Raw genomic sequence first — 19,201 nt, 5'->3', positions numbered from 1 at the left:
GGCGACACAAAGTAGCCCAAAGTGTAACAAGCTGTTTACCTGCCAACGGGTAAGGTAAGGCACATACACCTATTTTGGTTGTGCTTTAGCACCTCAATGCTACCGGCACGCACACATATCCACCACAAGGGAGGAACCTCTGTGACTACTGATGCACTGGTTCAGCTCACCGGCGTTAATAAGTATTACGGTGAGAACCACGTCCTCAAGGACATTAATCTTTCTGTTGGAGCGGGTGAGGTGGTCATTCTTCTGGGCCCCTCAGGTTCGGGTAAATCAACCCTCTGCCGCACCATCAACCGCCTCGAAACCATTTCAAGCGGTACCATCACCATCGACGGCAAGAAACTACCTGAAGAAGGCAAAGAACTGGCTAACCTGCGGGCCGAGGTCGGCATGGTCTTCCAGTCCTTTAACCTCTTCGCCCACAAGACCATTCTTGAAAACGTCACCTTGGGCCCCCGCAAGGTTCGCGGCATGAGCAAGGCAGAAGCCGAAGAACTTGCCATGAGCCTGCTCAAAAAGGTAGGCGTCGATAACCAGGCATCCAAGATGCCGGCCCAGCTCTCCGGCGGCCAGCAGCAGCGCGTCGCCATTGCCCGTGCATTGGCCATGCAACCCAAGGTCATGCTCTTTGACGAGCCCACCAGCGCACTCGACCCCGAAATGGTCAACGAAGTTCTTGACACCATGGTCTCCCTGGCCCGAGAAGGTATGACCATGATCGTGGTAACCCACGAAATGGGCTTTGCCCGCAAGGCCGCCGACCGAATCGTTTTCCTGGCCGACGGTGAAATCCTCGAAGAGGCAAGGCCTGACCAGTTCTTCACCAACCCCCAGACCGATCGTGCCAAGGACTTCCTGGGTAAGATCCTGGGCCACTAAGGAGAGCACCCATGAAGCTATCCACCCTCAAAGCCAAAGCAGTAGCCTGCGCGGCAGTCCTAGCTAGCGCAACCCTGGCTTTCTCCGGTTGCGGCTCAAGTAATGCCAAGGACACCATCCGTATCGGCATTAAGTACGACCAGCCCGGCCTGGGCTACCAGGACGGCCGCGACTACACCGGCTTCGATACCGACGTAGCCCGCTACGTGGCCAAGGAGCTCGGCTACTCAGAGGACCAGATTGAGTGGGTTGAAGCCCCCTCGGCCAACCGCGAGAACATGCTCTCTAACAACCAGGTAGACATGATTTTTGCGACCTACTCCATCACCGAAAAGCGCATCAAGACCGTTGATTTCGCTGGACCCTACTTCGTAGCAGGCCAGGACCTGCTCGTGCAGGCCGATAGCACCGATATCACCGGGCCTGAGTCGCTCTCGGGCAAGAATCTTTGCTCTGTCACCGGGTCAACCTCGGCCAAGAAGATTCAGGACAAGTACTCCTCGGACGTTCAGCTGGTGCAGCAGAACTCCTACTCGGACTGCGTGGTAGCGCTCAACGCGGGTATGGTCGATGCGGTCACCACCGACGACATCATTCTGGCAGGTCTGGCCTCCACCAAGGCTAACCAGGGCGAGCTCAAGCTGGTCGGCAACACTTTCTCCACCGAAAAGTACGGCGTTGGTCTGCCCAAGGGCTCAGATAAGTGCTCCGCAATCAATGCAGCCATCAACAAGATGGTCGAAACCGGGGCCTGGGAAGAAGCCCTCGAGAAGAATGTCGGCGCATCGGGCTACGCTTACGATACCGAGCTGAACCCTCCGGTTCTGGGCGACTCCTGTGCCACCGTTGAACCTAAGTAACCCACCGCTTATTCCATCTTTTACACACTAAACTTTTTATTTGGAGGCTTTCATGTCGTTCTCTGAACAGCTCTCCACGCTCTTTGCCACCTACGATGTCATCGGAGCTTTCTGGACCAACCTACAGCTGACCTTCTGGGCAGCGATCGGTTCGTTTGTCCTTGGATCGCTCCTGGCACTTATGCGTATCTCCCCAGTGCCTTCTTTGCGCTGGGCAGGTACCGCCTATGTGCACCTGGTCCGCAATACCCCGCTGACCATTCTGATGACCCTGGCAATCTTGGGCGTGTGGACTCAGTTCCAGCTCTCACTGGCAACATCGTTTGAGCTGAACTTCTTTATCTACGCCGTTATTGTGCTGGCAATCTACCATGCGGCTTTCGTCTGCGAGGCTATCCGCTCCGGCGTCAACACCGTACCAGTGGGGCAGGCAGAAGCCGCCCGCGCTATTGGCCTGGGCTTCTTGCCCACAGCCCGCTACATCATCTTCCCCCAGGCTCTTCGCGGGTCGATTACCCCTCTAGGTAACACCCTGATTGCTCTGGCTAAGAACACCACTGTGGCCACCGTGGCTTCGGTGGCTGAAGCCTCCGGCATGATGAAATCCATGATCGAGTTCAACTCTGATCTCATCTTCATGATCTTCTTTGTCTTTGCTATGGGCTTTGTGATTATTGTTGTCCCCATCGGCCTTCTCACCACCTGGGCCTCTCGTAGATTGGCGGTGAAGCGATGAGCAGTAAGCGTATGACCTCAACCTCGGTGCTCTTTGACGTACCCGGCCCCAAGGCCCGAGCCCGCACCAAGATTTTCAACCTTGTAGCCCTGGTCCTGCTGGCCGCAGGCTTGGCCTACGTCCTGGTTGTCATGAACCGCCAGGGCCAGTTGGAAGCCGACAAGTGGACTTCGCTCTTCTCGGGCAACCTCTGGGCCAACTACATTCTGCCCGCGCTCGGCAAAACCCTAGCCGCAGCCCTGCTCTCAGTGATCACTTCGGTGCTGTTCGGTCTTTTCTTCGGTCTGGCCCGCCTATCACCCAATAAACTGATTCGTGGCTTTGGCACCGTAGTGGTCGAGTTCTTCCGCGCGGTCCCGGTCCTGATGATGATGATTTTCTTCTGGCTCTTCCTGGGCAAGCTCAACATCCTAGCGCCTTCCCAGCTCCCCTTCGTTGCTGTTGTTCTGGGGCTTACCCTCTACAACGGCTCGGTGATTGCGGAGCTCCTGCGCTCGGGTGTGCACCAGCTCCCCAAGGGCCAGGGCGAAGCGGGGCTAGCTATCGGTATGACTCCCTGGAAGGTACTAACCCTGATTCTAGTGCCCCAGGCACTGACCGCTATGATGCCCTCGTTGCTCTCGCAGTTCGTGGTCATTCTGAAAGATACCGCTCTGGGTTACATCATTTCCTACCCCGAGCTTCTAGCGGCTGCCCGCCGCTTCGGCTCTGGTGAGGGCAATATCCTGCAAATGCTCCTGCTGGCCGCCCTCATCTTCGTGGTCATCAACTTCGCCCTGACTCTGCTAGCTGAGTGGCTCTCAGGGTTCCTGAGTTCCCATTCGGATGTAGATATTAAGCATGCGGACGGTGTCCCGGGTGAGGTCGATGATCCTCGCCCCAAGACCGAGATGATGTTCAAGATCCCCAAGGCCTAGTCTTCTGCTAGCCCTAGGGCATTGAAGAGGCGGGGCCTACCGAGTTACTCCTCGGTAGGCCCCGCCTCTTTCTGTGAGATTTGCTCTGGTGCAGGTATCACACTGTCGGGTGCTTAGTAGGGTATCTGCCCACCCATGAGGTGCGGGCATAGCGGTAAGGCAAGCTGGCTGGAGGCTGGCCCGAATCGCCCTGTGGGCGCTAGCGAACCGGGCCAGAGGGAGGCTTGCCGACGCTATGCCCGCGCCCCAAAGCACGGGCTAGGCGCTCAGCCACTTCTGCAAGGCCAGGTAGCAGGCTCTTACCTCTGATGCTTTGACGTGCTCGTTATCGGTGTGGGCCAGTAGGGCGTCGCCGGGGCCAAAGTTGACTGCTGGGATTCCGATGTCGCTAAAGCGGGCTACATCGGTCCAGCCATACTTGGGCTTGGGCTCCTGCCCAACGGACTCAATGAGTGAGCGTGACATGGGAGCATCTAAGCCCGGGCGGGCCGCCGATGACAGATCAACAAAGTCTAGTTGGTAGCCCTCAAAGACCTGGTGCAGGTGGGCAACAGCTTCATCTAGGGTCTTGTTGGGGGCAAAGCGGTAGTTGATATGGACACCTGCTTGATCTGGGATAACGTTGCCTGCCACGCCACCTGAGATCTGAACGGCATTCAGGCCCTCTCGGTAGGCTAGGCCTTCAACTTCGTAGGTGGCAGGTTGGTAGGCGGCAAGACGGCCCAGCACATCGGCCATCTTATGGATAGCGTTCACGCCCTTCCAGGAGCGGCCTGAGTGGGCGGCTAACCCTGCGGTGCGGATCCAGAAGCGAATGGTGCCGTTACAGCCGCCTTCGATGGTTCCGTCGGTGGGTTCCAGCAGCACCGCAAAAGCGGCATCGGTGAGCAGTTGACGGTGGTTTCGCATGAGCCGGGCCAGGCCAGATAGTTCAGAGGCGACTTCTTCGTGGTCGTAGAAGACATAGGTGATGTCGTAGCGGGGGTTCTCTAGGCTGGCGGCTAGCGCTAGCTGGACAGCTACCCCGCCTTTCATATCCACCGCCCCGCGACCGTAGAGCAGGCGCTCGCCGTCTTCCTTGACCCAGGTGGCGGGGACGGTACCGGCTGAACCCTCGGTGGCTGGCAGGGGTACGGTGTCCAGGTGCCCGGCTAGGACGATTCGTTCGGCCCGCCCCAGGTTGGTGCGGGCTATGATGGCATCACCATCGCGGGTGATTTCTAGTCCCTCACAGGTGTTCAGGGCGGCTTCGACTGTATCTGCCAGTCGCGTTTCGCTGCCCGATACCGAGAAAATGTTGAGTAGGTCGGCGGTGAGATCTTCAACTGGCTGGGTGAGGTCAAGGGTTGCGGGGCCAAAGTGGGCAAAAGATTCGGCGGTGTCAGTGTGGGTGCTCATGCCCTCTACATTACAAGCAGTCCCAGCATCTAAGCACAAATTACGTGGGGCACCTGCCCTTTTCGTACACTAGAGGTATGACTGAAAATAACACCCGCGTAGCATCAGGCCTGGGCCTGGCTACAGTTGTAGCCTCCGGCGAAAATGAAGGCACTGTCCTCGATGTCTGGTACCCCGCTCCCAGCTTGACCGAAACCCCTGACCAGAGCTTTGCTGCTGAGCTAGAAGCCCTGGTTGAGGCCGATGAGGACCGTAACGTCGTCCGTGAACTGGTCAACGTCACAATCAACCTGGACGAGGCTCCTGCCAACGCAGCCGACGCCTACCTACGCCTGCACTTGCTCTCGCACACTCTAGTAGCGCCCAACACCATCAATCTTGAAGGGCTGTTTGGCAAGCTCGCTAACGTTGCTTGGACTAATTTTGGTCCCGTCCTGGCCAGCGAATTCACTGTGGCTTCTTTGAAGCTCCGCCGCCGTGGCGCCCTGGTTGTTACTCACCTTGATAAGTTCCCCCGCATGATTGACTATGTTGTTCCTGCCGGTGTTCGCATTGGTGACGCTGACCGAGTCCGTCTGGGCGCTCACCTGGCTCCCGGTACCACCGTCATGCACGAGGGCTTTGTGAACTTCAATGCCGGTACCCTGGGTGAGTCTATGGTTGAAGGCCGCATCTCGCAGGGCGTTGTCATTGGCAACGGCACCGACATCGGTGGTGGCGCGTCAACCATGGGCACTCTGTCCGGTGGCGGTACCCAGCGTGTTGCTATCGGCGAGCGCTCCTTACTCGGCGCTGAGGCCGGTATCGGTATCGCCCTGGGCGATGACTGTGTGGTTGAGGCTGGCCTGTATATAACTGCAGGTTCCCGCGTAACCGTACTCAATCCCGGTGATGAGCCACGGGTTGTTAAGGCCTTGGAGCTCTCCGGTGCCAATAGCCTGCTCTTCCGCCGTAACTCGGTGTCCGGTGCTATTGAGGTTCTGCCCCGCGCTGGCAAGACCGTTGAGCTGAACTCTGAGCTGCACGCCAACTAATTAAAGGCAAGTGACCTGATCTGTTGCCCTCCCTGGAGCTAGCTGCCCTGGGGAGGGCAGTTTTCTGTCTAACCAGGAGAAATAGGGGGCTGGAAGCTGGATAGCAGGTATGCTGGAAATTGAACTCAATCCATCTTTTTAGGGGAAAATGTGAAAATTCTAGTTACCGGCGGTGCAGGCTACATCGGTTCGCACACCGTCCTTGAGCTTCTGGAAGCCGGCCACGAGGTCACCGTCATGGACAACCTCTCCAACTCGTCCATGGAATCGCTGGCTCGCGTTGAAGAGCTGGCCGGCAAAACCGTTGAGTTCCGCAAGGTTGACCTGCTTGACCTGCCCGAGATGAAGCAGCTTTTCAACCTGGTTAAGCCCGATGCTGTCATCCACTTTGCAGGTCTCAAGGCTGTTGGCGAATCCGCCGAGAAGCCCCTCTGGTACTACCAGACCAACGTTGCAGGTACCCTCAACCTGCTCTACGCTATGGAGGAGGCCGGGTGTCACTCCATCGTCTTCTCTTCCTCCGCCACCGTGTACGGTGAGCCTGAGTCCATGCCGCTGACCGAGAAAATCAATATGGATGCCCAGTCCTGCTACGGCCGGACCAAGGAGCACATCGAGGACATGCTGGTTGACCTGGCGGCTTCTGACCCTAAATGGAACATCGCCTTGCTCCGCTACTTTAACCCCGTTGGTGCCCATGAGTCAGGCCGTATCGGTGAGGACCCCGCTGGTATTCCCAATAATCTTGTACCGTTTATTGCTCAGGTTGCTGTGGGTCGCCGCGAGTACCTGAACGTCTTTGGTAATGACTACCCCACCGTCGATGGCACTGGCGTACGCGACTACATTCACGTGGTCGATCTGGCCGATGGTCATCTGAAGGCGCTGGACTACATCACAAGTCACGGAGGCCTGCACACCTGGAACCTGGGTACTGGAAACGGCTACTCGGTACTTGAGGTTCTGCACGCTTTTGAGAAGGCCGCTGGTAAGGAACTGCCCTACAAGATTGTGGACCGTCGCCCTGGCGATGTCGCGGTATCTTATGCTGACCCGTCCGCCGCCCTGGCTGACCTGGGCTGGAGCGCTACCCGCGACATTGAGACCATGGTGCGCGATCACTGGAACTGGCAGAAGAACAACCCGAATGGATACGAAGCGTAGCGAGTATCTTTCGTGAAGAAATTGCCAACGATTTGGCAATTTTAGAAAGCGCGCACAGCGCGGGACAGAAGCGTAGCGAGTATCTTTCGTGAAGAAATTGCCAACGATTTGGCAATTTTAGAAAGCGCGCACAGCGCGGGACAGAAGCGTAGCCAGTATTCCGTGAGCTGGTGAGATCCTAGCTCGTGGTGCGTAGATCTTAGAAGGCCCCTTTCTACTGTGCAGAGAGGGGCTTCTTCCTTAGGTTCCTGAGAGAAAAAGAGTCGATGGCAGCCGAAGACTTTGAACTGATTGACCATACCCAGCGCCTTAAGTTCCGCTATCGGGTAGGTGCCCTTCTGGTCCGTGACGGTAAGTTGCTCATGACTTCATCACCCGGGGCGGGTTACTACTGGACGCTCGGTGGCGGTATTCGTGTGGGCGAGCCTAGTGCCCAGGCGGTAGTGCGTGAGGTAGCCGAAGAGGCAGGCTTACAGGCACAGGAGGTGAGGCTCTGCGCGCTGCTTGAAAACTTTGATCTACCAGGCCATCAGAAGAGACCGGGCTACTGCTCACATGAGCTGGCCCTCTACTACCGGGTCGATGTGGCGGAGAACCTCAATATTACTCAGCCTATCGACGTGGGAGAGAAAACCCTCTCGGGTAACCATGAATATCTTGAGTGGGTTCCCCTCGACTCTTTAGGCAAGTACAAAGGCAAGAAAATCTTCCCCGAGATCCTGGCACAGGATCTCCCCCGCCATCTTGCTAGTTGGCCTCAAGAGGTTATCCACCTGGTAGCGGGCCAGCGCCCCCTAACCGCCCTGGAGCAATAACCGTAACTGGCATAAAGAAGGCCGCCCCGCTCCCCTAGCTTAGGGGCGCGGGGCGGCTTGCTACCAGCTACACACCGGTAGCTTAACGCCGCGGGTAATGGCGCTCGTTTTCACCGGTGTAGACCTGGCGGGGGCGACCAATCTTACGGTCGGGGTCCTGCACACCTTCGGTCCACTGAGCAATCCAGCCAGGTAGGCGGCCCAGGGCAAAGAGGACGGTGAACATGTGCTCGGGGAAGCCCATAGCCTTGTAAATCAGGCCGGTGTAGAAGTCTACGTTGGGGTAGAGCTTACGCTCGATGAAGTAGTCATCGTTCAGAGCCTTCTCTTCCAGTCGCATAGCGATTTCAAAGAGCTCAGAGTTACCGCCGATGCTTTCAAGGATCTCGTCTGCGGTCTTCTTAACGATTCGGGCACGCGGGTCGTAGTTCTTGTAGACGCGGTGGCCAAAGCCCATCAGGCGGACCCCGTCTTCCTTGTTCTTGACTTTCTCCATGAAGTCTTCGGGGCTGATACCCTCCTTCTGGATCTGGGTCAGCATCTTGAGCACAGCCTCATTAGCACCGCCATGAAGCGGTCCATAGAGGGCGTTGATACCGGCAGAGACGGAGGCGAACATGTTGGCGTTGGCTGAGCCGACCAGGCGTACGGTAGAGGTAGAGCAGTTCTGCTCGTGGTCAGCGTGCAAGAGCAGCAGTAGGTCAAGTGCCTTGGCATGCAGGGGGTTAATCTCGTAGTCCTCGGTGGGGAAGCCGAAACACATACGCAAGAAGTTCTCGGTGTAGTTGAGGTCGTTCTTGGGGTAGATCAGAGGCTCGCCTTTGGACTTCTTGTAAGCGTAGGCTGCCAGAGTCGGTACCTTGGAGAGCAGACGGAAGGTTGAAATCTCTACCTGGCGGGGATCGAAGGGATCCAGTGAGTCCCCGTAGAAAGTGGACATAGCCGAGACGCTAGAAGCCAGCACAGCCATGGGGTGAGCGTCGCGGGGGAAGCCATTGAAGAAGAACTTAAAATCCTCATGCACCATGGTGTGACGGCGTACCATCAGGTCAAATTCTTCGAGCCTCTCAGGGGTGGGTAGCTCACCAAAAATCAGGAGGTAGGCCACCTCAAGGAAGCTGGAATTTTCTGCCAGTTCTTCTATGGGGTAACCGCGGTAGCGCAAAATGCCGGCATCACCATCGATGTAGGTGATAGCTGACTTGGCGCTGGCGGTGTTCATGAAGCCGGGATCGTAGGCTACCTGGCCTGTCTCTTTGAGCAAGCCTGCAACTTCAAAGGCACCATTGCCTTCGGTTGCTTCTACTGCGGGCAGGGGCAGGTCTTTGCCCTCATAGCTCAGCAGTGCTTTGTTCTCAGTCATTAGTTTTCCTCCTGATTATCCGAGGCCCTGGACCGTGGTGGGACAGCCAGCACCTCAAATCTGTGCCTTCCAGCTCGGAGCGCGGCCCCAGTAATCCGAGACCGCGCCCTGAGCATCAGCACCTAGTGTTATGGTCTACATTACATCAGAATGATGGGCGGGTCACATTGGCCCCTGCTAGGTGAGATAGATTACACTACTGGCGCTGACTACTCATGGGGAACTAGCTAGAGCTATTCAGCCAGACGGCCTGCGGCACGAGTAATGTCATCGTCTGAGCCGGTCAGTGCCACACGAACATAGCCTTGACCTGCCTCTCCATAGAAAATCCCAGGACCAACCAAGATGCCGCGTTCAGCAAAGCGCTGGACCGTGGCCCAGGTATCTTGACCGGCAGTAGCCCACAGGTAGAGCCCTGCCTGGGAGTTTTCAACACGCAGGCCGAACTTTTCGAGGGCGGGAAGTAGAATTTCGCGGCGGGCACGGTAGCGGTTCTTCTGAGCCTCAACATGGGAGTCATCGGCTAGGGCGGCGGTCATGGCGACTTGGACGGGGGCGGGCACAATCATGCCGGCGTGCTTGCGGGAGTTGACCAGGTTAGCCATAATGTCGGGGTCACCGGCGATGAAGGCCCCCCGGTAGCCGGCAAAGTTGGACTGTTTAGACAGGGAGTAAGCGGCCAGCACCAGTTCCTGGCTTTGGCCGCAGACGCGCGGGTCCAGGATTGAGGGTACGGGCTCACCACCCTGGGCGGTATCCCAGTGGCCCCAGCCTAGCTCGGCGTAACACTCGTCAGAGGCTACAAGGGCGCCCAGGGCACGGGCGTCGTCCACGATTTTTTTCAGTTGGGCGGTATCGCGGACGATCCCTGTGGGGTTAGCCGGTGAATTGACCCAAATCAGGCGAACCTTGGCGCGGGTGGCCTCGTCCAGCTCGTCAAGTGAATCTGCCGCTACGGGGGTGGCTCCTGCCAGTTGGGCTCCGATGTCGTAGGTGGGGTAGGCGACGGTAGGGCGCACAACGATGTCACCCTCCCCCAGCCCCAGCAAAAAGGGTAGCCAGGCCACGAGTTCTTTGGAGCCGATGGTGGGCATGACCTGGTCGGTGGTGAGGCCGGGGACGCCCCGGCGGCGGTCGAACCAGTCAACGATTGCCTGGCGCAGGCTGAGGGTTCCGTGGGTTGTGGGGTAACCGTGGGCATCAGTGGCCTGAGCAAGGGCTAGACGGATGACATCCGGGGTGGGATCGACAGGGGTTCCGATGGAGAGGTTGATAAGCCCATCGGGGTGCTGCTCTGCGGTGGCACGGTAGGGTGCCATGGTGTCCCAGGGGTAGTCGGGTAGGTCTAGTCCGAAGGTGCGCATGGTCTTCTTTCTTGCGTTGCGGTTGGTTCTGGTCTCTTCACCCCATTCTAGGGGCTTGTGGGCGGGCCCAGGGCTCGGGTGGCCTCGTCCTTGGGTTGGGGCAGGTGTGACAAAGCTCCGCAGACCCTGGCGGGTGGCCGGTCTGCGGAGCTTTATCAGCTTGAGGTATGTGTTTTCCAGGGTTTATGGCTTACACGGCAGGATCATGGCTTACCCGATGGCACGGGGCTGGCGTGAATTGCCCTTGTGAGCGGAGCGCACCGGGCAAGAGGGTCAGCCGAGCAGGCGTTAGCTTGCGGTGCTGAAAGCCTGCGGTGCTGAAAACCTTAGCTTAGCGCAGAAGTGCGCGAATCGAGCGCGAAGCCTTAGCCCTGGTTCTGAGGCGGCAGCGCCGCGATGAAGGGTACATCCTTGTCGATTTTGCCCAGGCGGGCAGCTCCACCGGGTGAGCCGAGATCGTCGAAGAAGTCGGCATTGGCAGCGGTGTAGTCTTCCCATTCTTCGGGAACGTCGTCTTCATAGTAGATGGCTTCTACGGGGCAGACGGGTTCGCAGGCGCCGCAGTCTACGCATTCGTCGGGGTGGATGTAGAGGGAGCGTTCGCCTTCGTAGATGCAGTCAACGGGGCATTCTTCGACGCAGGCGCGGTCTTTTACGTCGACGCAGGGCTGGGCAATAATGTAGGTCATTGTTACCTTTCAGGTGGGGGCGTTCCGTTGCGCGGTTGGGTGTTTTTAGCTGTGCTCTAGTGTATCGGTTTCACTGAGTGGGGGCAGATTTTTGTGACCGATGATATAGCTTAGGGTTTGTTTATTTATTCTTCTGGCGGTAGCGGCTTGCGCTGATGATGCTAAGAGCTGTGACCGCTAGGATCCCGAAGGCCCAGAGGGTACCAACGATTCCGGGTGGGTTGATGGGGTTAATGTAGACCAACAGAGAGTTGCCTTTGGCGAAGGCGAAGGTGCCGGTGAGGAGGAAGGCTACTGCCCCTACGAGTGTGGCGGCCCAGTTTTTTTCGGTGTGGATTGCGGCCCAGGTGGCGGCGAAGTAGACGGTGAGCAGTGCCAGAGCTAGGCCCCAGGGGAGCCAGAGACCTTTGGAGATGTACCAGATCTGGGTGTGGTACATGGTTCCGGCAAAGCCTGAGATAAGGCCGAGTGCGCTTGCGGTGATAATTGAGTTGATGGGGCCGGGGGCTTCTGCGATTTCCTCGGTGGCGCTGGCTGTGGGGGGTGGGGTGATGTTTTGGCCTTGTAGTTTGCGGTAGGTTTCTACTGCGTTGATAGGTTGGGGCACTTTGTTGGAGTATTCGAAGGTGGTCGGGCCGGTGATGGTGATTTGGGTGGCGTGGGCGCGCATGGCTTCGCGTTTGCCTTCAATTTTGCCACGGATGACGGCTTGTTGGCGGGTGTCGGTTTCTTGTGGTTGGCCTTCGATACCCCAGACGGCAATGGGTTCGGCGGTGGTGCCTGCGATCAGATCGAGGGCCGCCATAACAACTTCGTGGGTGCGCTTGTGGTCGGGGTGTCCGTAGCCGCCATCTGCGTCGTAGGTGACGATGACGTCGGGGCGTATTGCGCGTATGGTTGCGGCGACAGCTTCGGCCTGCGGTTTGAGGGGTAGGTGGGTGAGGCAGTCGTCTGCAGCGAGTGGGTTGGCTGCGGCGCGGCCGTCGCTACCCCATGACATGCCGGAGTCACGGTAGTGAGTTCTCTCCCCCGGTAGTGCGCTGGGGCCTTGCCCCAGGAAGAGGTGGTCACGAACGCCGAGTTCGGTGAGGGCGGCTTTGAGTTCTCTTGTGCGGAGCTGGCCTAGTTGGCGCCCACGGTCGGTATTTGCGGGGTGTTCTGCTTCGAGGTGTTTGAGTGCGGGATCAATGACTTCGCCCATTTCGCCCCGGGTCATGGTGAGCAGGTCTACGGTGGCTCCTGCTGCGGTGAGCGCGGCGATGGTGGCTCCTGTTGCTGAGGATTCATCGTCGGGGTGGGCGTGTACGAAGAGCAGGGTGGTGTTTTGGGGGGCGCGCCCGTCGGGAATGAGCGTGAAGACGGCGTTTTCTGTGATGAGTTCACCGGCTACAGGGTAATAGGGCTGAGCGTCATTGTTCATGGTGCGATTTTTCTCGTGGGGGTGCCATTGATGATGTACCCCCTTATTCTATCTGGCTTCACTGGGGTGTAGCTGGGGTTTACCTGCCGGGCAGCAGTACGGGGTTGCGGTGCTGCTGCTAGAGTTTGCCTGCTCAGAGCAATAGGGGCTTGTTTGGCCCGCTACGAGCCGTGGGCCGTACTCGCAAGGAGTACGGCCCACGGTCAATACCGGCTACTAAGGTTTAGGCGCGGTTACGGCGGCGTGCTTCGCGCACGCGCTCGTTGGCATCAAGAATAACCTTGCGGATGCGGATGGCTTCGGGGGTAACCTCAACGCATTCGTCCTCGCGGGCCCATTCAAGTGACTCTTCGAGGGTCAGCTTCTTGGGGGGAGTCATGTTTTCAAAGTTATCTGCCGACGCTGAGCGCATGTTGGTCAGTTTCTTTTCGCGGGTGATGTTGACCTCCATATCGTCGGCGCGTGAGTTCTCGCCAATGATCATGCCCTCGTAGACCTCAGAGGTGGGTTCAACGAAGATGGTGCCGCGTTCCTGGAGGGCAATGATGGCGTAGGGGGTAACGACACCGGCACGGTCGGAAATCATGGAACCGTTGGAGCGGTAGTCGATGTCCCCGGTCCAGGGCTCGTAGCCGGTGGAGTAGGAGCTGGAGATACCTGCACCGCGGGTTTCGGTCAGGAACTTGGTGCGGAATCCAATGAGGCCGCGGGCAGGCACGGAGAATTCCATGCGAACCCAGCCGGTGCCGTTGTTAGCCATCTGTTCCATGCGACCTTTACGCCCAGCCATAAGCTGAGTGATAGCGCCCAGGTACTCTTCGGGAACGTCAATGATCATGTGTTCCATAGGCTCGTGGATCTTGCCGTCGATGGTCTTGGTAACGACCTGGGGCTTACCCACGGTCAGTTCGAAGCCTTCGCGGCGCATCTGCTCAACCAGGATAGCCAGTGCCAGTTCGCCACGCCCCTGTACTTCCCAGGCGTCGGGGCGCTCGGTGGGCAGAACCTTGAGGGAAACGTTGCCGATCAGTTCCTTATCAAGGCGGTCCTTGACCTGGCGGGCGGTGACCTTAGCACCCTTGACCTTACCAGCCAGGGGTGAGGTGTTGATACCGATGGTTACCGAGATCGCGGGGTCATCGACCTTGATCAGGGGCAGGGGCTTGGGGTTCTCGGGGTCGGTGAGGGTTTCACCGATGGTGATGTCCTCAATACCCGCAACAGCCACGATTTCACCGGGGCCAGCCTGGTCGGTGGGTACGCGGTCGAGTGCCTTGGTTGCAAGGAGTTCGGAGATACGGACGTTCTTGGTCTGGCCGTCCTGGCGTACCCAGGCTACGGTCTGGCCCTTCTTGAGGGTGCCGTTGAAGATACGGAGCAGAGCAAGGCGACCCAGGAAGGGCGATGAGTCCAGGTTAGTGACGTGCGCCTGCAGAACCTCATCGGGGTTGTAGGTGGGGGCAGGGACGTGCTCAAGGATGGTTGCAAACAGCGGCTCAAGGTCGTCGTTATCGGGCAGAGCGCCATCTGCGGGCTGGTTGAGTGATGCTGCACCGGCCTTACCGGAGGCGTAAACGATGGGAACAGTCAGCAGGGCGTCGATGTCAAGGTCGGGGACCTCGTCGGCAAGGTCGCCTGCCAGACCCAGGAGCAGGTCCATAGATTCGCTGACCACTTCGTCAATGCGGGCATCGGGGCGGTCAACCTTGTTAACTACGAGGATTACCGGCAGCTTAGCGGCAAGTGCCTTGCGCAGAACGAAGCGGGTCTGGGGCAGGGGCCCTTCAGAAGCGTCAACCAGCAGGACAACGCCGTCTACCATGGACAGACCGCGCTCAACCTCACCACCGAAGTCGGCGTGGCCGGGGGTGTCGATGACGTTGATGGTGACTTCTTCACCGTTTGCGGAGGGGCCGGCATAGAAGACGGTGGTGTTCTTGGCCAGGATGGTGATGCCCTTTTCCTTTTCAAGGTCCCCGGAGTCCATGACTCGGTCTTCGACATCGGTGTGGGCGCTAAAGGCGTTGGTCTGTTTGAGCATCGCGTCAACGATGGTGGTCTTGCCGTGGTCAACGTGGGCCACGATTGCCACGTTGCGAAGGTCGCTCCGTGATGCGGTCTTCTGAGTTTCAGACATGCGGTAAGTATCTCGCTTAATGGTTGGGATTACATAAAACGCCGGAAGCGCCCCGGACCCCAAACAGGGACTAGGGGCACAGGGCTTTACCTTTTAGTATAGCGACCCCTTGCCAGGGTCCGGCTATCTTCTGGGACACACCGGTTCAGCGCGCCCCGGCGCTGGAGAGCTAGAGCAGATGGGGCAACCGCAATTTTAAATGAGAAACCCCACCACTGCTGAACAGCGGTGGGGTTTTATACTAGCCTCAAGCGGCTAGATATTTGACCTGACTAATCCTGTTTCCAGGGTGTCTTGGTGTTCTTGCCTACAGCAGGCATGGAACCGGTAATCGTTTGAATCTGCTCGATTGCAGCTGTATTAGCTTCAATCTGAAGGGAGACCTCATCAACTGCCTTTTCGACTGCTTCTTCTACCCTAGCCTCCACAGCCTTATCGAGAACATCATCCAGGTGCTGATCTACAGCGGCTGAGAGTTTGTCCTCTACACCTTCAGCTACAAGCTCATTGACACGATCGCCGATGCTTTCGTGGATTGAGTCTTCAATCTCCTCACGAGCGTTGCGCCTCTGAGCACGGACAAAGAGGCGGTGCTCAACGCTCAAAGCCTTGTAGAGCGAAAGGCACATCATAAGGATGACCAGGGAGAAGGGAAGGGCAGTCAGAATTGCAACGGTCTGAATGGCCGAGAGCGAATCGGTCCCACCAATAATTACCAGGGAAATTGCGGTGACAGCCGCAACCAGCACCCAGAAAACCCTAATCCAGGTCTTGGGTTCCGGTGAACCGTTGGTTGAGAGCATGCCCAGAACCAGCGCACCGGAGTCAGCTGAGGTAACGAAGAATACGGTGATGAGAAGTACCGCCCCAGCGGTGAGCACTGCTCCCCCGGGTAGGTTGTGGAACATCTGGAAGAGGGCGTTTTGCGCCGAGACGCTGCCGTCCTCCCCAACCAGGTTGCCAGCCCCAAAGAGCTGCTGATGAAGTGCGGTACCACCCAGAACTGAGAACCAGAAGAAGGAGGTCAGGGCAGGTACCAGCAGAACACCGACCACAAATTCACGAACCGAACGTCCCTTGGATACGCGGGCAATGAACATGCCAACGAAGGGCGACCAGGAGATCCACCAACCCCAGTAGAAGGTAGTCCAGGCTGCCTGGAACTGTTCGCCATCAACACCGTAGAGAGCTAGGGTCTCAAAGGTCATTGCCACAATGTTTTGCAGGTAGTCACCGATGGAGCCTACGAAGTTCCTAAAGAGGAAGAGGCTGGGGCCAACCACCAGAACAAAGAGACAGACGATAGCAGCCAGAATGAGGTTGCCGTTGGAGAGCCACTTCATGCCCTTTTCAAGGCCTGTGACCACGGAGAAGAGGGTGATAGCCATGAGGGCTACAATGATGCCAATGAGCCAGCCGTTACCCTCGGCAGGGATATCCATGTATCCCAGGCCTGCGGCGATCTGCATAACACCCAGGCCTAGGGAGGTTGCAACACCAAAGAGGGTGCCTACCAGGGCGATAACATCGATGACATCGCCGGTTAGGCCTTTGACCCTATCGCCCAGAAGCGGTTTGAGGGAGTAGCGGATTGAAAGCGGCAACTTGAGACGGTGGGTAGCGTAGGCGATGGCTAGGCCGACAATGACGTAGATGGCCCAGGGGTGAAGGCCCCAGTGCAGGAAGGACTGGCTCATAGCCGCTTGGGCTACCCGCTCCTGGGTGCCCCCGCCAACGCCGGGGCGAGGATCCACAAAGTGCATGAGGGGCTCAGTTGCCCCGTAGAAGACCAGGCCGATGCCCATACCGGCGGCGAAGAGGAAGGCAAACCAGGTCATGAATGAGTAGGTGGGCTCGTCGTCGTCATCGCCTAGCTTAACGTCGCCCATGCGGGAAAATCCCAGATAGAGGGCGAAAATAACGAAGAAAGCAACAATCGCTACATAGTACCAACCAAAGTAGTTAATAACGTCTGCCTGTAGCGCATCGAAAATTCCCTTAGCTTTGCTGGGAAAGAGAAGGGTTGCTCCAATAAAGAGCACCATAATAAGGGCTGCTGGAATAAAAACCTTGGGGGCTAGGGATCCTTCACGCATATTAGCCCGGGTTGCTTTGTCAATATCGCCCTTGCGCAGGTCGGGGCCTGACCCCGGTGGCGCCGTACTTTCGGTAACTGACATAGTAATTTCTTTCTGTATCTCGTTTCGACCTCTTGAGTAATGCATCGAGTTCCTTCATCCCGCGGCGTACCTTATTAGGCCTGTCACAAGTCATATTTTTAGAGCGCGCCGGAGGCAGGAACCTGACCAATAGTAACATCACTTATTATCAGCAGGCTAGCTTTCCTCCTGTACTAATACACCGCCTAGCCAGAAGGCTAAGGCCCCCTATTTTCCGCCCTTCAAGGGGCAACAGCGCAGCTTCTGAGGGAAACACCTGCCAGAAAAAATCGAAAAAATACCATAAAAAGCCACACCACAGGGCCACCCAAAAACTACAAATCCCACATAAAATGAAGACAAGGTATCATTCCCAACAGGAAGGCAAAACTTTTATGTCTCGCCCCATCATTGATCCCACGTCCACCTCCGCCTGGAGTAAACTTGCTGCTCACAAGGACTCAACCCAGGCTGATTTGCGAACCTGGTTCCAGGTAGACCCCGCCCGTGCAGAGAAGCTCAGCTACACCGCGGGCGATCTTTATGTTGATCTTTCGAAGAACCTCATCACCGAGGAAACCCTGACCCTCCTCACCGAGCTTGCTCAGCAGGTTGGTCTTGAAGAACGCCGCGATGCCATGTTCGCAGGTGAGCACATCAACGTTACCGAAGACCGCGCAGTTCTTCACACCGCCCTGCGCCGCCCCAGGGGTGCTAACCCCTCACTGGTTGTTGACGGGCAGGACATCGACACCGATGTCCACGAGGTTCTCGCCAAGGTCTACGACTTTGCTGACCGCGTGCGCTCCGGCGAATGGGTAGGTATTACCGGTAAGGCTATTGAGACCGTTGTTAACATCGGTATCGGCGGCTCAGACCTAGGCCCCGTCATGGTCTACGAGGCGCTGAAGCCCTACGCTCAGCCTGGTCTTGAAGCCCGCTTTATCTCCAATATCGACCCCACCGATGCCGCGGAGACTGTTAAAGACCTCGACCCGGAGACCACCCTCTTCATCGTTGCCTCTAAGACTTTTGGCACCCTTGAGACTCTCACCAACGCACGTGTCTGCCGCCAATGGTTGTTGAACTCGCTGCACCAGGCAGGTGCTTTAGAAGGTAAGGAAGAGAAGGAGGCTGTTGCCGCTCACTTCGTCGCTGTTTCAACCGCCCTGGATAAGGTCGCAGCCTTCGGCATTGACCCCGAAAATGCTTTCGGTTTCTGGAACTGGGTCGGTGGCCGCTACTCCGTGGACTCAGCTATCGGTACGGCCCTTGCTATTGTTCTGGGTCCGGATACTTTCGAGCAGTTCCTGGCAGGCTTCCACGCTATGGACGAGCACTTCCGTACCGCTCCCCTAGCCAAGAACGTTCCTGCCCTCATGGGTCTACTAAACATCTGGAACGTTAACTTCTTGGGTGCTGAGACCCACGCGGTTCTGCCCTACGACCAGTACTTGCACCGTTTCCCGGCCTACCTGCAGCAGCTCACCATGGAATCCAACGGCAAGTCTGTGCGTGCTGATGGGTCCCCCGTTACCACCGCTACCGGTGAGGTTTTCTGGGGCGAGCCTGGCACCAACGGCCAGCACGCCTTCTACCAGCTGATTCATCAGGGAACCCGCCTGATCCCGGCTGACTTCATCGCTTTTGCTAACCCGGTTCACCCCACCCGCGACGGTGAGCAGGACGTCCATGAGCTCTTCCTGGCAAACTTCTTTGCTCAGACCAAGGCTCTGGCTTTTGGCAAGACCGCCGATGAGGTCCGGGCTGAGGGCACCGCAGAAGAAATTGTCTCTGCACGTGTGTTCTCGGGGAACCGCCCCACCACCTCCATTATGGCCTCACAGCTGACCCCCTCCGTCTTGGGCCAGCTGATTGCACTCTATGAACACATCACCTTTGTTCAGGGTATTGTCTGGGGCATCGACTCCTTCGACCAATGGGGTGTGGAGCTGGGCAAGCAACTTGCCCTTGAACTAGCTCCGGCGGTAGGCGGTGACCGCGCGGTCCTGGCCCAGCAGGACTCCTCAACCCGCTCGCTCATTGACTTCTACCTGAACAAGCGAGCTCAGGCCTAAGCTAAGGGGGAGGCAAGGAAGCAAAGCAGGCGGTAAGGGGCACACTTTCCTCTTCTTAGCTGAAGAAGGAAGTAGCCCTTACCGGCTGGCTTCTAGCCGATCAGAAAAACTACCGGTGACAGCCCGGTATTCTGCACTGGGGCCGGTAGTTTCCTCTACTACCCAAGCGCTTAGGTTAAGAC

General features: G+C 57.6%; 15 protein-coding genes. 8 read left to right on the top strand and 7 right to left on the bottom strand.

Annotation, left to right across the window (positions count from 1 at the left end; translation table 11 throughout):
- The first annotated feature begins 156 nt into the window (after positions 1 to 156).
- Genes ACN082_RS03355 through ACN082_RS03340 form a run of 4 tightly spaced genes read left to right on the top strand, consistent with a single transcriptional unit; the run spans position 157 to position 3,398 of the window.
- Entirely contained in the window at positions 157 to 885 is a 729-nt protein-coding gene (locus ACN082_RS03355) for an amino acid ABC transporter ATP-binding protein (protein WP_419099454.1), read from the top strand.
- An 11-nt stretch (positions 886 to 896) separates the two neighbouring features.
- Entirely contained in the window at positions 897 to 1,745 is an 849-nt protein-coding gene (locus ACN082_RS03350) for a glutamate ABC transporter substrate-binding protein (protein WP_419099420.1), read from the top strand.
- Positions 1,746 to 1,797: 52 nt separating this feature from the next.
- Positions 1,798 to 2,481, top strand: coding sequence for an amino acid ABC transporter permease (locus tag ACN082_RS03345; RefSeq protein ID WP_419099419.1), 684 nt, complete (start codon positions 1,798 to 1,800; stop codon positions 2,479 to 2,481).
- Positions 2,478 to 3,398 carry an amino acid ABC transporter permease gene (locus ACN082_RS03340; RefSeq protein WP_419099418.1) on the top strand — a complete coding sequence of 307 codons (921 nt, stop codon included), beginning with the start codon at positions 2,478 to 2,480 and terminating at the stop codon, positions 3,396 to 3,398. The genes ACN082_RS03345 and ACN082_RS03340 overlap by 4 nt, the downstream gene beginning before the upstream one ends.
- 258 nt (positions 3,399 to 3,656) lie before the next feature.
- On the opposite strand, the gene dapE is transcribed toward ACN082_RS03340, so the two are convergent.
- Complete coding sequence (gene dapE / locus ACN082_RS03335; RefSeq protein ID WP_419099417.1) at positions 3,657 to 4,796, bottom strand: succinyl-diaminopimelate desuccinylase; 1,140 nt, start codon at positions 4,794 to 4,796, stop codon at positions 3,657 to 3,659.
- A 77-nt stretch (positions 4,797 to 4,873) separates the two neighbouring features.
- On the opposite strand from dapE, the gene dapD reads away from it, so the two are divergent.
- From dapD to ACN082_RS03320, 3 genes are all read left to right on the top strand, one after another.
- Positions 4,874 to 5,830 (top strand): 2,3,4,5-tetrahydropyridine-2,6-dicarboxylate N-succinyltransferase, encoded by a 957-nt coding sequence (gene dapD, locus ACN082_RS03330; protein ID WP_419099416.1) that lies wholly within the window; start codon positions 4,874 to 4,876, stop codon positions 5,828 to 5,830.
- 150 nt (positions 5,831 to 5,980) lie between these two features.
- Complete coding sequence (galE, locus tag ACN082_RS03325; RefSeq protein WP_419099415.1) at positions 5,981 to 6,994, top strand: UDP-glucose 4-epimerase GalE; 1,014 nt, start codon at positions 5,981 to 5,983, stop codon at positions 6,992 to 6,994.
- Between the two features lie 266 nt (positions 6,995 to 7,260).
- Complete coding sequence (locus tag ACN082_RS03320) at positions 7,261 to 7,809, top strand: NUDIX hydrolase (protein ID WP_419099414.1); 549 nt, start codon at positions 7,261 to 7,263, stop codon at positions 7,807 to 7,809.
- A gap of 82 nt (positions 7,810 to 7,891) precedes the next feature.
- Here ACN082_RS03320 and ACN082_RS03315 read toward each other — a convergent pair whose 3' ends face one another.
- The 6 genes from ACN082_RS03315 to ACN082_RS03290 all read right to left on the bottom strand — a co-directional run bounded on the left by ACN082_RS03315 (position 7,892) and on the right by ACN082_RS03290 (position 16,962).
- Complete coding sequence (locus tag ACN082_RS03315) at positions 7,892 to 9,172, bottom strand: citrate synthase (protein ID WP_419099413.1); 1,281 nt, start codon at positions 9,170 to 9,172, stop codon at positions 7,892 to 7,894.
- A 233-nt stretch (positions 9,173 to 9,405) separates the two neighbouring features.
- On the bottom strand, positions 9,406 to 10,536 hold the full coding sequence (dapC, locus tag ACN082_RS03310; RefSeq protein ID WP_419099412.1) for a succinyldiaminopimelate transaminase: 1,131 nt from the start codon (positions 10,534 to 10,536) through the stop codon (positions 9,406 to 9,408).
- A 365-nt stretch (positions 10,537 to 10,901) separates the two neighbouring features.
- On the bottom strand, positions 10,902 to 11,225 hold the full coding sequence (gene fdxA, locus ACN082_RS03305; RefSeq protein WP_419099411.1) for a ferredoxin: 324 nt from the start codon (positions 11,223 to 11,225) through the stop codon (positions 10,902 to 10,904).
- 121 nt (positions 11,226 to 11,346) lie between these two features.
- Positions 11,347 to 12,645 carry a PIG-L family deacetylase gene (locus tag ACN082_RS03300; protein WP_419099410.1) on the bottom strand — a complete coding sequence of 433 codons (1,299 nt, stop codon included), beginning with the start codon at positions 12,643 to 12,645 and terminating at the stop codon, positions 11,347 to 11,349.
- 223 nt (positions 12,646 to 12,868) lie between these two features.
- The gene (gene typA / locus ACN082_RS03295; RefSeq protein ID WP_419099409.1) at positions 12,869 to 14,782 is read right to left on the bottom strand and encodes a translational GTPase TypA; all 1,914 of its coding nucleotides are present in this window, start codon (positions 14,780 to 14,782) and stop codon (positions 12,869 to 12,871) included.
- A 272-nt stretch (positions 14,783 to 15,054) separates the two neighbouring features.
- Positions 15,055 to 16,962, bottom strand: a complete 1,908-nt coding sequence (locus ACN082_RS03290) for a BCCT family transporter (RefSeq protein ID WP_419099408.1) — start codon at positions 16,960 to 16,962, stop codon at positions 15,055 to 15,057.
- Between the two features lie 374 nt (positions 16,963 to 17,336).
- Between ACN082_RS03290 and pgi the strand changes: the two genes are divergently transcribed.
- Positions 17,337 to 19,019, top strand: coding sequence for a glucose-6-phosphate isomerase (gene pgi / locus ACN082_RS03285; protein ID WP_419099407.1), 1,683 nt, complete (start codon positions 17,337 to 17,339; stop codon positions 19,017 to 19,019).
- Positions 19,020 to 19,201 lie beyond the last annotated feature (182 nt).

The sequence above is a fragment of the Rothia sp. CCM 9417 genome (assembly GCF_048513575.1).
In the GTDB taxonomy this organism is placed as follows: Bacteria; Actinomycetota; Actinomycetes; order Actinomycetales; family Micrococcaceae; genus Rothia.
The sequence above is the reverse complement of the archived record's forward strand: the minus strand, read 5'-3'. Positions and strand labels throughout refer to the sequence as shown.